The 15,188-nt window shown below is 34.1% G+C and carries 15 protein-coding genes; 11 read left to right on the plus strand and 4 right to left on the minus strand.

All coding sequences use genetic code 11. The features are described 5' to 3' along the window. Nucleotides 1-7 precede the first annotated feature (7 nt). The gene (locus tag JF75_RS01295) at nt 8-859 is read left to right on the plus strand and encodes a TIM barrel protein (protein WP_046331524.1); all 852 of its coding nucleotides are present in this window, start codon (nt 8-10) and stop codon (nt 857-859) included. Between the two features lie 274 nt (nt 860-1,133). On the opposite strand, the gene JF75_RS01300 is transcribed toward JF75_RS01295, so the two are convergent. Next, complete coding sequence (locus JF75_RS01300) at nt 1,134-1,982, minus strand: TIM barrel protein (protein WP_046331525.1); 849 nt, start codon at nt 1,980-1,982, stop codon at nt 1,134-1,136. Between the two features lie 11 nt (nt 1,983-1,993). Then, nucleotides 1,994-2,851: a TIM barrel protein gene (locus JF75_RS01305; protein WP_046331526.1), complete on the minus strand. Its 858-nt coding sequence runs from the start codon at nt 2,849-2,851 to the stop codon at nt 1,994-1,996. A gap of 389 nt (nt 2,852-3,240) precedes the next feature. On the opposite strand from JF75_RS01305, the gene JF75_RS01310 reads away from it, so the two are divergent. The 10 genes from JF75_RS01310 (at nt 3,241) to JF75_RS01355 (ending at nt 13,896) form a co-directional block, all read left to right on the plus strand. Then, on the plus strand, nt 3,241-4,092 hold the full coding sequence (locus tag JF75_RS01310) for a PRD domain-containing protein (protein ID WP_046331527.1): 852 nt from the start codon (nt 3,241-3,243) through the stop codon (nt 4,090-4,092). Nucleotides 4,093-4,104: 12 nt separating this feature from the next. Then, on the plus strand, nt 4,105-5,979 hold the full coding sequence (locus tag JF75_RS01315) for a glucose PTS transporter subunit IIA (RefSeq protein ID WP_052726848.1): 1,875 nt from the start codon (nt 4,105-4,107) through the stop codon (nt 5,977-5,979). Nucleotides 5,980-5,993: 14 nt separating this feature from the next. Next, on the plus strand, nt 5,994-7,421 hold the full coding sequence (locus JF75_RS01320; protein ID WP_046331528.1) for a 6-phospho-beta-glucosidase: 1,428 nt from the start codon (nt 5,994-5,996) through the stop codon (nt 7,419-7,421). Nucleotides 7,422-7,618: 197 nt separating this feature from the next. Next, the gene (locus JF75_RS01325; protein ID WP_046331529.1) at nt 7,619-9,748 is read left to right on the plus strand and encodes a BglG family transcription antiterminator; all 2,130 of its coding nucleotides are present in this window, start codon (nt 7,619-7,621) and stop codon (nt 9,746-9,748) included. Next, on the plus strand, nt 9,705-10,160 hold the full coding sequence (locus tag JF75_RS01330) for a PTS sugar transporter subunit IIA (RefSeq protein WP_046331530.1): 456 nt from the start codon (nt 9,705-9,707) through the stop codon (nt 10,158-10,160). Before JF75_RS01325 ends, JF75_RS01330 begins: the two co-directional genes overlap by 44 nt. Then, nucleotides 10,157-10,435 (plus strand): PTS sugar transporter subunit IIB, encoded by a 279-nt coding sequence (locus JF75_RS01335; protein ID WP_034978948.1) that lies wholly within the window; start codon nt 10,157-10,159, stop codon nt 10,433-10,435. Before JF75_RS01330 ends, JF75_RS01335 begins: the two co-directional genes overlap by 4 nt. A 14-nt stretch (nt 10,436-10,449) precedes the next feature. Continuing rightward, complete coding sequence (locus JF75_RS01340; protein WP_046331531.1) at nt 10,450-11,715, plus strand: PTS ascorbate transporter subunit IIC; 1,266 nt, start codon at nt 10,450-10,452, stop codon at nt 11,713-11,715. 10 nt (nt 11,716-11,725) lie between these two features. Further along, nucleotides 11,726-12,358 (plus strand): beta/alpha barrel domain-containing protein, encoded by a 633-nt coding sequence (locus JF75_RS01345; protein WP_046331532.1) that lies wholly within the window; start codon nt 11,726-11,728, stop codon nt 12,356-12,358. A 4-nt stretch (nt 12,359-12,362) separates the two neighbouring features. After that, a complete protein-coding gene (locus tag JF75_RS01350) occupies nt 12,363-12,980 on the plus strand; it encodes a KpsF/GutQ family sugar-phosphate isomerase (protein ID WP_046331533.1) in 618 nt (205 codons plus the stop codon). Between the two features lie 25 nt (nt 12,981-13,005). After that, nucleotides 13,006-13,896, plus strand: coding sequence for a dihydrodipicolinate synthase family protein (locus JF75_RS01355; protein ID WP_046331534.1), 891 nt, complete (start codon nt 13,006-13,008; stop codon nt 13,894-13,896). A 299-nt stretch (nt 13,897-14,195) separates the two neighbouring features. On the opposite strand, the gene JF75_RS01360 is transcribed toward JF75_RS01355, so the two are convergent. After that, the gene (locus tag JF75_RS01360; protein ID WP_046332894.1) at nt 14,196-14,417 is read right to left on the minus strand and encodes a hypothetical protein; all 222 of its coding nucleotides are present in this window, start codon (nt 14,415-14,417) and stop codon (nt 14,196-14,198) included. 18 nt (nt 14,418-14,435) lie between these two features. Continuing rightward, the gene (locus JF75_RS01365) at nt 14,436-14,822 is read right to left on the minus strand and encodes a hypothetical protein (RefSeq protein ID WP_046331535.1); all 387 of its coding nucleotides are present in this window, start codon (nt 14,820-14,822) and stop codon (nt 14,436-14,438) included. Between the last annotated feature and the right edge of the window lie 366 nt (nt 14,823-15,188).

Here is a 15,188-nt window from a genome sequence, read left to right on the forward strand (position 1 = left end):
TACTTAAATGCTTACATACAATGACTTTTGTATTAATAGGAAGTCTGCACCTGGATTAGACTTAAAAGACTTTATTAATATGGTTGCTGATCTTAATATTAAATATATTGAATTGCGTAATGATATAACAGGTAAAGTTGATAATTCCACCATTTTAGATGGTTATCGACCTGAAGAAATTAAGCAGTTGCTTGATGAAAAAAATATTCAAGTAGTAGATATTAATGCTCAGGGCAATATGGACCTGGCAGAGAACTTAGAAGAAAACCTGCAAAGTCTTAATGAAATGATTGATATCGGTAAAGTTCTACACGTCAAAAATATTCTATTCTGTCCAGTTAGAGATGCCAATGATAAGAGAACAAGTGTAGAACGTCGTCAAGGCGCGATTAATAATATGAAAGCATATTCTAAGCTCCTAAAGGAAAATGGTATGGGTGGTTTGCTTGAACCTTTAGGTTTCATGGACTCATCTCTAAGAACGCCATGGCTTGCACAAGATATTATTAAAGCTGCCAAAGCCGATAACTTCAAATTAGTAGCTGATAATTTCCACTATTATTTAGCCGAGGTTACTAAGGAAGACTTTGAGACTAAAGTAGATCCAAACATGGTGGGCTTAGTTCACTTGAGTTCAGTTGTTAACCAGAAGCCACGGGAAGAATTAGGTGATGCTGACCGGGTCTTGGTAACTAAGAATGACATTATGAAAGCCTTAAATCACGTAAAAATGTTTGAAGAAAGTACTTATAATGGCTTATATTCTTTTGAACCATTTTCTCCAGACTTGTATAAATGGGATGCAGAAAAAGCCAAGAAAGAAATTGTTCGTAGCATAGATTTAATTAATGCCCAATAATAAAATTAATATATATCTCTCAAACAAATCCAATTCGTTTATCTAAAAATAACTTTCAAAAAGAATATTGAACATTGAAAATAGATGTTCAATATTTTTTTAGTTAATTTATCTAGTGAAAATTTGCTAATGAGGGTTTAATTCACTATTACAAATGAAAAGAAAATAATACCACATTCTAAATACTACATTAATTTTGAAACATAAAAAAACCTATTGCTAGCTTGTTTTACTAAGTTGGCAATAGGTTTTTGCTAGTTTTTTAAGGTAGGCATTAACCGGCAATTATTTTATCAATACTGTTTGCAATTTCTTGTTTGCATTTGTCATAACTCCAGTTATTGATTTCCGGTGCACAAGGTTCAAATGAATAAAGGCCAAAATAGTTGCTCTCTTTAAACCAGTTTGCTTGGTCAATAGATTTCATAACGTCTTCTTCATTGGCAGAGATAAAGTAACGATCAGCATCATCAGCTTCCTCTGGAGATTTTTCAGAAGTAATAGAACTTAGATGAATTAAACCAACACGGTTGACATCTACCTTTTCGTCAAAATCTTTTTTAGTAACTTCAGCTTTGTAATAATGGAAGGTATCGGCAATTAACTTAAAGTTTTTAGCATCCGCTTCTTGTAAAACTTTTTGTGCAACCCATGGGAAGCGTAATGAAGAGTCGCCAAATCCTAAAGGCTCTACTAGACCATTAACGCCCACAGTTCCAAGAATATCTGAATAAATTCTAATATTATGAACTAGATCATCAAATTTTTGTTCATCAGTACGGATATCATCTGCATTCCTGATAGGAGTAAACAAAATATGATCAGCACCAATTTTTTGTGCAATTTCAGCTAATTCAGTGACTCCCTTTAATTTAGTATTCCAGTCACTACGATCATCGAGATTAAATTCGGCAGAAATATTAGCGACATGAACATCGTAGTTTCTTTGCAAGTTGTTAAATTCTGCAATGCTTAAATCATCCAAAAAATTGCTACCATGATGTATGTCTGTTCTTAATTCGATATTATGAACTCCGACATCATTAGCTAATTTCATAAAGTCGGGAAGAGATAAGCCTCCTGCACAGCAACGATTAATACAAAAGTCATTTAATTCCAACATAATAAGTCCTCCTAAATATTTTTAATCAAGTTAATGCTCTCAGTAAGATTTTTTTTAGCTGTTTCATAGTCCCACTGACGAAGTTCATCTGAGAATGGCTCAAATGAAAATAAGTCGTTAAATTCACTATTTGAAAACCATTTAATAGTATCAAAAGCGTTGATATGATCTTGATTAGGATCACTTAAAAGCATGCGATTTTGATCAGTTAATTTGGATTTTGGCATCTGGACCTCAATTGTGCTCATATGAATGAGCCCAACTTTATTAACATCAAGCTTATTATCTAAATCAGCACGTGTAACTCCACCCATGAACCAGTGAAATAAATCAGCTACCACTTTAAAATTGGTTGCACCAGCTTCTTCGATGATATCAATAGCCCTAAAAGGTGTTCTGATTGAACTTTCAGGAAAACCCAGTGTTTCAAATAAGCCAGACATTCCTTCATCTTGAAGTCTTTTTGCAAAGACTTTAATGGTTTTAACACCATCATTAAACTTTTCACTGTCACTTCTATCATCGTGTTTGTCCATTACGGGGCAGAAAAGAATTTTTTTAGCGCCAATTCCCTGAGCAATTTTAATCATCTCATTAAGATCGTTTAAATTACTATCTTTTTGACGCAATAAATCTGTATTACCAAGCGAGTTGATATCTTCAACCTGAACGTCGTATTTTTGTAATAGATCATTAAAATCTGAAATACTCATTCCATCCAAAATATTTTTGTTGTCAGGTTCTTTACCTAGATCATTTCGCAATTCTACATGTTTGATTCCTAATTCACTTGCTAGTTTAATAAAATCAGCAAGTGGTAAACCAGGTGCTGATTTACGATTAAGACATAAATTTGAATTATTAATCATATTAAATACCTCCATTTATAAAAGCGTTTTCCATCTTTAATGGTAGATAATAAAAAATAGAAGGTAAATGTAAAAAAGACGCAGGTATGTGTACGAATCTAAAAGGAAAGATAAGAGGTCTAGAAAAATTTTGATGGAAGAATTTAGTTTTTACTAGCTACACTTTTATTTAATCTGAGCAAATGAAGCCAAACTTTACTGGCACAAAAATCAAGCAAACATACGAACTCAATAAAACTTTGTCTAATTTTTATTTGAAAGAGTTTACAAGAAATGATATACTTATATCCATTAAGGACGTTACTTTTTACAAGGCGTTACTTACAGTTTTTTGATGAGCTGTGGGTAACGCTTTTTTTATAACGTTTTTTGGAAAAGAGGTGGAAAAATTGTGGATTTTGAAGAATAACTTGAACAATAACGCTATTTTAGTTGAAGATCAGTCAAAAAATGAACGAATAATTTTAGGTAAAGCAATTGGCTATGGCAAAAAAATTGGCAGTGTTATCGACCTTGAAAAAGCTCAAATAGAAAAGAATTACGTTATATTTGACCATGATTCCGTTAAGGCCTTTCAAGAATTAATAAAAAGGATTGACGATGCCAGTATTGAATATGCACGTCAAATTATTCAAAAAGGTGAACAAGAGCTAAATCTTAAGTTTAATGACATGCTACTATTGACTCTTTCTGATCATATTAGTTTTATGCTAAAAAGGGTCAAGCAAAATTTGAACTTTAAAGCTCCATTAGAATGGGATGTTAAAGTTATTTATCCTGAAATTTTTAAATTTTCTGAAAATGCTGTTGAATTTTTACGCGAACAGACAAAACTTGAGATTCCACACTCAGAGGCAACTTATATAGCTTTGCATTTGATTAATGCCAATTTTTCGATTAATGACATGGATACAACTATTTCCAGTACTAAAATTATTGATCAGGTTTTGGCAATCGTTTCTGATTATTACCAGAAGGACTTGAAAGAAGATTCATATAGTTATAAGCGCTTTATCAATCACTTAAGATATTTTATTTTGCGTGAACTAAATCATGAAACGTCCAATTCAAAAAATTCAATTTTAAAAGTTATAGAGGCCAAATATGCCCGTGATTTTCAGTGTGCAGAAAAAATTAAAGCTTTTTTGCATGACAAATATAACTGGCAGATTGGGGAGGATGAAATGCTTTATCTAACCTTACATCTTAACCAATTAACACTTGTTGATAATAAAAAATAATATGGAGTAAAAATGAAAAAAATAGATAAAGAAGCAAAAACGATCTTGAAATATGTCGGTGGCTCGGAAAATGTTAATAGTTTGGTCCATTGTGCTACAAGACTTCGTTTTGTACTAAAAGATAACAGTAAAATTAAGAAAGAAGATTTAAATAAATTACCGAGTGTTTTAAGCGTTGTTTTGAGTGGTGGACAATGCCAGGTCGTAATTGGTCCCAATGTAACTGAGTTTTATGATGTTATCAAAAAAATGATTGGTTCAGAAAATAATTCTGAAACAGAAGATAATAAGAATGAAAAGTTTTCACTAACAAAAGTTATTTCTGGTGCATTTTTGCCTTTAATATCCATTATGGCAGGGGCAGGAATGGTCAAAGCTTTATTAACAGTGCTAACGACAGTTCACTGGCTATCACCTACTAGTACACTATATTTAGTTTGTTCAGCTGCGGGTAATTCTATTTTTTATTTTTTACCGATATTTCTAGGTATTACACTGTCTAAGCAATTTAAGGCTGACCCCTTCGTAGGTGGTGCATTAGGCGCAGCGTTACTCGAGCCAAATTTTACAGGACTAATAGGAAAACATGGACTGCATTTATTTGGATTAGGCTTAGATCCAATTGATTATTCAATGACAGTTTTTCCGATTTTTGTAATTATTGCTGTCTATGCTTTACTTAATAAATTACTGAAAAAATACATCCCACAACAATTACAATTGTTTTTAAACCCAATGATTTGTTTGCTTTTATTGGTTCCGGCAACTGTTTTAGTGTTTGGACCATTTGGGACCAATGTAGGTAATTGGATTTCAGCAGCAATTATGTGGTTATTTGGTAAAAGTAGGTTAATAGCCGGATTAATATTAGGTGCCTCTTATCCATTTTTAACTGTTTTAGGGCTGCACTGGGGCTTTACACCAATTACTCTGCAAAATTTAAAAGCTGTTGGTGGAGATGTAGTAGAAGGAGTTAATGTTTGTGCTGTCTGGGGACAAATAGGAATAGCTCTCGGTACTTTTCTTTATAGTGTTTATAAGCAAAAAAACACGAAATTGCGTGGCGTCTCAGGTTCGACGGCTATCACAGGAATTTTTGCTGGTGTCACTGAACCAATTTTATATGGTTTGATTATGCAGTCAAAACGTTTAATGATAATTACTGCTATCGCTGGTGGCGTTGGTGGAGCGGTCAGTGCGTTATTTCATGTTATGATGACCTCCTATGTCTTTCATAATATCTTTTCTATATTTATGTTGTCATATAAACCAATTGGTTTTATGGTTTTAGGTTCAGGTATTTCACTTGTATTGGGTGTTCTTTTGACCTTCTTTTGGGGATTTAAAGACCAAAATACGGATTCAGATGAAATGGTAGCTGACCTCACTCAAGCAGTAAATAAAGATCAAACAGTAGAAAAAAATGATCATCAGGCTTTAGTAATCACTTCTCCTTTTTCAGGTAAAGTACTTAATCTTGCTGATGTTCAAGATGAAGTTTTTGCAAATGAGAGTATAGGCAAGGGAATAGCTGTTATTCCTAATTCGAATAAAGTAATAGCACCATTTAATGGTCAGGTAATTACTGTTATGCCTACTAAGCATGCCATTGGCTTACGCAGTGATACAGGCGTTGAGCTTCTTATTCATATTGGACTTGATACTGTTAATTTAAATGGTAAATATTTTAACGCTTTAGTAAAAAATGGCGATAGAGTCGAACAGGGACAGGAAATTTTAGAAGCAGATATGGAAAAGATAAAAAAAGCTGGTTATACGCTCGAATCACCAATTATTATTACAAATCCTGAAAAATACCAAATCGATATTAGCGTTAAGGAAAATGATATTATTCATACTCAGGATCAAATTATGTTTGTACAGTAGGAGATAAACTGCGAATGGAAAATAATTTTTTATGGGGTGGAGCTCTATCTGCTAACCAGGTCGAGGGCGCATATCTAGAAGACGGAAAAGGATTGGATATTTCAGATTTACTAACTGCAGGAACTGCAACAACTAAGCGGAAAATTACAACGTCTGTTAATGAGAACGAGTATTATCCTAATCATAAGGCCATAGATTTCTATCATAACTATAAAAGTGATATTAAATTAATGGCAAAAATGGGCTTTAAGTGCCTGCGTGTCAGCATTAATTGGTCAAGAATCTTTCCACATGGCGATGAAAATGAGCCTAATGAACAAGGATTAAAATTTTACCATAACTTATTTGAGACGATGAAGCAATATAACATTAAGCCCATCATAACATTGTCACACTTTGAAATGCCTTATTATTTGGTAGAAAAATTTGGCGGGTGGCGTAACCGCAAGTGCATCGCATTTTTTGTGAAATTTGCTAAAGTTTGTTTAGACAATTTTATGCAATACACAAATTATTGGCTAACCTTTAATGAAATAAATAATCAATATTTAGTAGAAAATCCTCTTTTCCCATACACTAATTCCGGTTTGATTTTTAATGCAAATGATAATAAGCGTGAAGTCATGTTTCAAGCCGTTCATAATGAGTTTGTTGCAGGAAGCCAGGTTGTGAAATATGCTCATTCCTTAAATGCTAACCTTAAGGTAGGTTGCATGGTAGCTGCTTCACCGTATTATGCCAACACTCCTAACCCAGAAGATATTCTGAAAGCGCAAAAATTAAACCAATATCAAATGTTTTTTTCTGATGTACAGGTACGAGGCAAATATCCTAATTTTATTTTAAAAGAATGGCAGGAAAAGGGTTATCATATTGAGATCACTGATAAGGATTTAGCCGATTTAAACCATGGATGTGTCGATTACATAGGTTTCAGTTATTATTTATCAAGTACTGTAAGTGCAGACCCAAATAGAAAGAGAATTGGTTCTGGCAATGCTGCCAGTGAAGATACAGTTGTCAATCCGTATTTACAAAAAAACAAGTGGGGCTGGACTGTTGATCCAATTGGGCTACGAATATGGCTAAATCAAGTTTATGACCGATACCAATTACCGTTGTTTTTAGTTGAAAATGGTTTAGGCGCCGAAGATAAACTAACGTCAGATTATAAAATACATGATCCATACCGTATAAATTATTTAAAAGATCATATTATAGAAATGAAAAAAGCAATTGAAATTGATGGAGTCCCTGTAATTGGGTACTTGGTTTGGGGATGTATTGATTGTATTTCATTTACAACAGGCCAAATGTCTAAGCGATATGGATTAATCTATGTTGATTTAGATGATAGAGGCAAGGGTACACTGAAGCGTTATAAAAAGGATTCATTTGATTGGTTTAAAACCGTTATTAAAACAAACGGCAAGAAGCTTTAAAATTTTTGCTAAATCGTAAGAATTAAATGGAATATTATTTTTAAAAACATAATTCTGATTTGTAATCTGAATTATGTTTTTTTTATACAGATTAGAGTATATGAAAGTGTATCATTTTTCAGTTTTAAATGTGCAACAAGTTTCATTGCACCCCATTTATTATTTATTTGAGAGTTAGAAAGCAGGTGAAATATATCTTGTTGTATCACGAATACTTGTTACTAAAAATGTTAACAAATTCGAACTCTTTATTAAGTATTAGCCAAATAACTAATAAACTTCAAATAACTAAGAGAACTGCCTATTCAGCTATTAACGGGTTAAACGAATGGCTTGAGCTGCATGACTTGAATAAGATTATGACAGTTAGAAATCATGGCTATTTTGTTCAACCATACGAAATTTCTGAGATTGAGAAGAACCTTAAACATGATTTGCAGCAAGGAAAAGTTAAGCTGCCGCAATCGGTTAGAGTAATAGCAATTGAGTTTGCTCTTCTTTGCAGAAAGAATAGGGTTACTATTGAATATTTAAACTCTCTAAACGGAGTAACGAGAAGAACCACTCAGAGTGACTTAGCGAAAGTTAAAAAAGACACTGAAAGCAGAAATTTGAAGTTAGAGTTTGAAGAAAATGGCTATTTAATCACAGGTTTAGAGGAGGAAATTCGCAAATTTGCTTTACAAAAACTAGCTAATATTCAAGGAACAATGATTTTTGATAAGATTGCTCCATTTTTGAGTTTAGAAACTAAGGAAAAAGTAGAAATTGAGCAAGTACTTTTAACGGTTGAACAAAATATTGGTTGCTTATTAACGGATGAGTCAGTTTTTCAAGTTAAAGAGTACATCTGTTTTTCAGTTAAGAGATACAGAAATGGACATTTTTTAAAAAATAACAGGAATAAAAAAATTAAAGGTAGCGGTAAGTTCGATCCTTTAATTCGTAATTTGCTGAGTTATTTGGGAATTTCTGCAGAACATTTAAACGCTGAAAGTCAGCTTCTCTGTAAAATAATTGATTCAAGACAAATAAGCAAAATAAGCAAAAATTTTGAATCACAAGAAATGTCTAATATTGCGGCACAAATTATCAAACGCTTTTCTGTAATTTCTGGAATTGATTTGGTAAACAATAAGAGCTTGCAAAATGCACTGACAACACATTTGGTAGCTGCTCAAAGAAGAGTTTTATACAATGTTCAATTTTTAAATTCAAGCTTGTTAAATGTCAGAAAAAAGTATCCAGAAATTTATCTTTTAACTAAAGAAGCCATTCAGCCCTTTGAGCAATATCTAAAAAAATCTTTGACCGCTGATGAAATAGAATTGATTGCAGTTTACTTTGGCGGAGAAATTGAACTGCTCAAAAATGCAAAAAATCAAAGTCTTAAAGAAAAAATTACTTTGGTATGCGGCAGTGGAATTGGGACGTCCCGCCTTTTAAAAATTCAACTGGAAAAAATGTTTCCTGATCAGTTAAAGATAAAGGTTATTACAAAGCAAGATTATGAAAAACAAGCCAGAGTTCATGCAGATTTGGTTATAGCCACTTTACCAGTAACAAATAAAGGTGCTCCAATTGTAAATATCAATCACATTCTAACTGACTATGATTTACAAACAATCAGACAGCACCTGGCTTCTAAAGCTCAAACTTCGTCTTCTGCTCATAATTCTCCCGCTGTTAAAACAACGCAAATTTTAGACATAGTCAGTGAATATGCCCATGTGAAGGATTTTACTGGCTTGACAGCAGCCCTGCAAAGTTATTTTTCTCAAAAAAATGTTCCTTTTAAAAAAGAGCAGAGCCATTTACCTTGCTTAAGCGAAATCTTGCCAGAAAGAAGAATTGCTTTTGAAAATGGCACTTATTCCTGGCAGGAGTCAGTAAAAGTTACTGGACGGTTACTTGAAAAGGATCATATTGCGGATGAAAAGTACACTCACAAAATGTGTATGCAAATAGAGAAGTACGGACCATACATGAAAATTATGGATAATGTCATGCTTCTTCACGCAAAGCCAGATAACCCTACAAAATTTTCTGTGCCTGGTATGAGCCTGGTTTGTTTTACTCCACCTGTTAAATTTAGCAATGATATCAAAGCAAAATATGTTTTTAGCCTTTATGCACCAAATTCTAATTCTCAATTAAAGGCGCTAACACAATTAACTGAAATTTTTTCTAATAGATTTCTATTAGAAAAATTTGAACATGCTGAAAACGCACCTACTTTTATTAAGCTCTTTGATTCTGTAGAGAAAGGAGATGAAAAATTAAGTGACACCACTAATAGATCCGAAATTGATTCAATTGAATGTTAGCGCAAAAGATTGGCGTGATGCCATTTTAAAAGCAGGTCATCCCCTTGTTAAAAATAGTTTGGTAACAGACAACTATTTGAAAAGCGTCATTAAAATAGCGGAAGAAATGGGACCTTATATCGTATTTATGCCTCATGTTGCTTTATCGCACGCCAAAATAGAAGACGGGGCATTAAAAGATGGAATAGGATTGACTGTTTTAAAAAAGCCGGTCCCTTTTCATAACAAAGATAATGATCCAGTTAAATATATTTTTACCTTAAGTTCTACAAAAGCAAATGGGCATCTGGATCAAATGGCACAGTTGGTTAACTTACTTTCAAAAAATGACTTTTTTGAAATGGTAAGCCATGCAAATAATGTGCAGGAAATAATTAATTATGTAAACGAATGTGAAGGAGAAGAAAAATGAAGAAAGCAATAATTACATGTCGGGCTGGTATGGGTACTAGCACAATGTTAACGGTGCAAGTTAGAAATGTTGCTAAAAAGAATAATTGGGACCTTGATGTTAGTCATACCAGTATAGACGGAATAGGCAGCTTTAATGGTGACTTTATCATTGCTTTGAGTGATGTAGCTGATGATTTAAGAGCCAAAGAGAAAAAAATTCCCATAGTAGGTATTAAAAATATGATGGATCAAAATGAAATTGAAGCTAAATTAGCTCCTCTTATGAATGAATAAAGCAGGTGAATGAAATGTTAAATTTTATTATTAGTTTTCTAAGTCAACCTGCAGTGCTGCTTGGTTTTGTGGCATTTATAGGATTGGTTGCTCAAAAAGATAAAGATTGGACAGATGTCACTAAGGGGACAGCAAAAACTGTTATCGGTTTTTTAATATTCGGTATTGGTTCAAGTACTTTAACTGGGGTTTTACAAAACTTCAATGTTTTATTTCAATCAGCCTTTCATATTCACGGCTTGATCGCTTCTCCTGAAGCGGCCACAGCTGCTGCACAAACAAAGTATGGCTTTGTTGTCGCTCTGATTTTAATTTTGGGCTTTGTAATGAACATCGTTTTTGCCAGAATTACGCCATTTAAAAATATCTTCTTTACAGGTCAACATAGTCTCTATTTTGCCTGTGTTTTAGGCCTGGTTCTTAAATTCAGCGGACTAAGCAATTTATGGGCCATTATTATTGGAGGGATTATTTTAGGCCTTTGTGCCAGTGCTTTACCTGAACTTTGTCAGCCATTTATGCGTCGAATTACCGGTAACGATAATCAGGCGATTGGTCACTATAACATGTTTGGTTATGCATTGTCTGGTGCGATCGGCCTGCTGTTTAAGAAACACAAAGATGAAACCACAGAAAACTTTAACTTGCCGAAATCACTTTCGATTTTCAAAGACTTCTTGATGGGTCTTGCAATTATCATGTTGATTTTATTCTATGTGTCAGCGCTGGTTGCAGGTCCGGTAGTAACTGGTAAACTTTCTGGCTCAGTCAATTGGTTAGTTTATCCGTTTATTCAGGCTATGACATTTACTGCTGGAATGGGCGTTTTGATGTATGGTGTTGGAATGTTCCTAGAAGAAATTACTAATGCCTTTGTTGCAATTTCAACCAAGTTTATCCCAGGCTCACGCCCAGCTTTAGATGTTCCAACAGTCTTTCCTTTTGCACCGACTGCAGTCTTGGTAGGTTTTGTTAGTTCTTACGCAGCAGGACTTGTAGCTATCGGAATAATGATTTTATTCCACAGTCCAATTGTGATTATTCCAGCAGCTCATATTTGCTTTTTCTCAGGCGGAACTGCTGCAATTTTTGGCAACTCAACAGGAGGCTGGCGTGGAGCTATTGCAGGTTCTTTCGTCGTGGGACTGTTGTTAGCCTTCTTACCACTAATCTTAGTACCCGTTTTTCAACAAATGGGTATCAATAGTTCAACTTTCCCGAACATTGATTACAACATTGTTGGTTCATTGCTTCATGGCGTTTTGCAACTGTTTCATTAGGAGTAATTAAATGTTACAAAAAAATTTTTATGTAAGACAAATTAGTGATTTAAACATAATGACAGTGGTGCGAGATACGCCTGCAGAAACTTTGCGTATTGCAAAAGCCTGCTTTAAAGGCGGCGTTAAAGCGATTGAAATTAGTTTTACCGTTCCTACAGCTTTAGATGCCATGAAATTGGTTAAAAGAGAAATACCTGAAATGGTAATATGTGCAGGAACGGTTTTAGATACTGCTACTGCCAGACTAGCGATACTGGGCGGTGCTGAACTGATACTTTCTCCTGCTTTTGATTTGGAAGTAGCACAAATTTGTAATTTGTATCAAGTGCCTTATGCACCAGGTTGCAATAGCGTATCTGAAATAACTACTGCTTTAAAAAATGGTGCTTCTTTTATTAAAGTATTTCCAGGATCCAGTATGGGTGGAGTAAAAGAAATTAAAACAATAAGCACGCCTATTCCTTATATGCCCATTTTGATTTCTGGCGGTGCTTCTGTAAAAAATTACCGTGATTTTCTCGTTGCTGGTGCCGATTGTGTCTGTTTTGGCTCAGCTCTAACTGGTGATTCTGAAAAAATAACTAATAATGCTGTTCAGTTAACTAAAACTTTAGCTGATTTTCGGTCAGAGAAGAGGTAGTAATATGGATATTATTTCAAATATACAAGATGTCATTGAAAAAGAAATTTCGGCAATTGAACAGGTAGAAAAAGATCTACCTCTTAATGATCAAGATTACGAAAAAGTAGTTAATAAAATTATTTCTTTAAAAGAAAATGGCAGATTAATTTTCACTGGAGTAGGTAAGTCAGGCCACATAGGTAAAAAACTTGCTGCTACATTTGCCAGCACTGGTACACCTTCATTTTTTGTGCATGCTACAGAAGTTATGCATGGTGACCTGGGGATGATCACTGCTTCTGATTTGGTTATTGATATATCAAATTCCGGAGAAACTAAAGAAGCTGTCGCGGTAGTTGCACCAATTCAACGATTAGGTGCAAAAGTAGTCGCATTAACTGGCAATCAGGACTCAACTTTGGCCAAAGACTGTGATTACTTATTATTAGTCCATGTAGATGGTGAAGCAGACGAACACAACTTGGCTCCCACTAATAGTTCAACTTCCGCGTTAGTAGTCGGAGATGCAATTGCATTGACAGTCTCCAAAGCTAAGGGATTTTCTGAAAAAGACTTTGGCAAATTTCATCCGGGAGGAGCATTAGGCAAGAGGCTCGTTAAAGAAGGGGTTATTAAATAAAAACATTTATGAAGGAGATGACAAAATGTTCAATGGTATTATTACTCCGATTGTGACCCCTTTTAATCGTGACAAAGCACAGTCGATTAATTACCAGGCAGCTCAAGTGTTAATTGACAAATTAATTAGTGCTGGTGTAAGTGGTATTTTTGTTCTTGGGAGTAATGGTGAATTTCACGTATTAACTCACGCTGAAAAAATTTCGTTTGTGAAAGCCGTGGTTCAGTACGTTGATCATCGCGTGCCGGTTTTTGCAGGAGCTGGGGCTTGCTCAACGAGTGAAACTATTGCTTTATCCCATGAGATGGAGGCTGCAGGAGCTGATGACTTGTCAATAATAAATCCATATTTTATTAGACCACAAGATGATGAGCTATTTGACTTTTATCGTGATGTGGCAGCAAGTGTTGATCTGCCAGTAATTATGTACAATATTCCTAAAAATACCGGTTATAATATTCCGGTTAATGTTGTACGTAAACTTGCTGAAATTGATAACATTGTCGGGATTAAAGACAGTAGTGGTGATGTGGATTTAATTCGTAAATATCAAGAAGTTGCCACTGACAATAAGTTTCAAGTACTAATTGGTTCAGACTCAAAGATTTCTGTCGCTTATAAAATGGGTGTAAAAGCTGCTATTGCAGGAACAAGCAATCTAATTCCAAATGTTTTAGTTAACCTTGATCGTGCTCTAAAAGATGGCAATGATCAAGAAGCAGAAAAGTTACAAAAAAGCATAGATGTTTTACGTTCAGCCCTAAAGTTAGGGACGGTACCTGCAGTTTTGAAGCGATCTGTAGAATTAGCCAATATTGCAAATGTAGGCCCAGCACGTAAACCTGTGAGAGAAACCACGACTCAGGTTGACCAGGAAATTATTAAGATGCTCAAATATTATGGTCTGCATTCATAGTAAAGCTAACTGATTAACTTTGATGCCACTATTTCATGATTATTCACTGCAATAGAAGAGACAACATCTCCTGGTGAAAAACAATAATAAAAATGACGCATTGATTGTGGCAAGAGTGGATTTAGAAACTTTAATATTAAAAAAAGACTGATAAATTTCGTTTGTGAAACGCTGATTTATCAGTCTTTTTGTGTATAACAATCTTAGCTAATGTGTAGAAAATATTTTTACTAGCCCTTTTTATTCACTTCAGAGAAACTGTTTTTAACTTTTTGGGTATTAATTGGCTCTCCAAATACTTATTTATTTTTTCTAAAACTGTTATGAATAAATAATTTACGAGTATCAAAGGTAGTCTTATGGTAAATTGTATTATATATCTTTCTTTTTGGATGAGCCCAACCCATACCACGTTTACCATAGTTGGGAATAATAGCTCTTTTTATAGCTCTTGTTGCTCTTCCCTTTGTTCTGGCAGAGATGGACTTTCTTAAACTAGGCTTTCTAAAACCGATTTTAATCATTACTTATTCTTCTCCTTAATCTTCCCATTTACATAAGGTGTAACCTTGGTTACTAGCCCTTTTTAATGATATTTTGGTTATATTTCCATGTGCTCTTCGAAGGCCACGGCAATTCGGATTAAAATGGTATCTTCTCCCCGAATTAGGAGCTATGTAAACTTTACGTACATTACTTTTGGCGATAGTTTTCCGCTTTTTTTGCTTTCTTTTACGAGTAGCTTTTCTTCTTTTGACAGTTACTTTTTTCGCATTACTTTTTACTACTTTTGTTGATTTTGCAATAACCGTTTGTTGTACACCTTGTATACCTGTATTGCCAGAAACAAAAGTAGTGAAAAAACTTATAACGACCACTACAAAATAAAACCAAATCTTTTTATAAAAAGGTTTTTTATACTGCATATTTTACCTCCCAAATAAAATAATTGTTTCCTTAATATAATCATATCGCATATAGAGAAAAAATGTGCAAGGTTTTATGTAAATGTATATAATATAAATCACATATTTTAAGGTAAAAACTTACTTGGTAACAAAGCGTTGCTTTCCATTTAAGCAAGACTTGTATAATAACTCTGGGAGGCAAGATTATGAGTATAGGATCTTTGTCAGAATGGGTGACTGCAGCTGCAGAAATTGCTGCTGTAGGTGTTGCTTTATTTTTACCTGTTTAGGATAAAAACCGGAAAAACGTAAAAAGATGAAGTTAACCCCTAGAATTGGACGTTAACATTAATTCATGTTTGCTAAGGCCGTATTCCGATATTT

Source organism: Lactobacillus kimbladii, from assembly GCF_000970755.1.
GTDB lineage: Bacteria > Bacillota > Bacilli > Lactobacillales > Lactobacillaceae > Lactobacillus > Lactobacillus kimbladii.

Bases quoted from the DNA above. Each gene is read 5' to 3' on its own strand.
- JF75_RS01295 (WP_046331524.1), top strand. From the start codon at position 8: ATGCTTACATACAATGACTTTTGTATTAATAGGAAGTCTGCACCTGGA.
- JF75_RS01300 (WP_046331525.1), bottom strand. From the start codon at position 1,982: ATGTTGGAATTAAATGACTTTTGTATTAATCGTTGCTGTGCAGGAGGC.
- JF75_RS01305 (WP_046331526.1), bottom strand. From the start codon at position 2,851: ATGATTAATAATTCAAATTTATGTCTTAATCGTAAATCAGCACCTGGT.
- JF75_RS01315 (WP_052726848.1), top strand. From the start codon at position 4,105: ATGAAAAAAATAGATAAAGAAGCAAAAACGATCTTGAAATATGTCGGT.
- JF75_RS01320 (WP_046331528.1), top strand. From the start codon at position 5,994: ATGGAAAATAATTTTTTATGGGGTGGAGCTCTATCTGCTAACCAGGTC.
- JF75_RS01335 (WP_034978948.1), top strand. From the start codon at position 10,157: ATGAAGAAAGCAATAATTACATGTCGGGCTGGTATGGGTACTAGCACA.
- JF75_RS01340 (WP_046331531.1), top strand. From the start codon at position 10,450: ATGTTAAATTTTATTATTAGTTTTCTAAGTCAACCTGCAGTGCTGCTT.
- JF75_RS01345 (WP_046331532.1), top strand. From the start codon at position 11,726: ATGTTACAAAAAAATTTTTATGTAAGACAAATTAGTGATTTAAACATA.
- JF75_RS01350 (WP_046331533.1), top strand. From the start codon at position 12,363: ATGGATATTATTTCAAATATACAAGATGTCATTGAAAAAGAAATTTCG.
- JF75_RS01355 (WP_046331534.1), top strand. From the start codon at position 13,006: ATGTTCAATGGTATTATTACTCCGATTGTGACCCCTTTTAATCGTGAC.
- JF75_RS01365 (WP_046331535.1), bottom strand. From the start codon at position 14,822: ATGCAGTATAAAAAACCTTTTTATAAAAAGATTTGGTTTTATTTTGTA.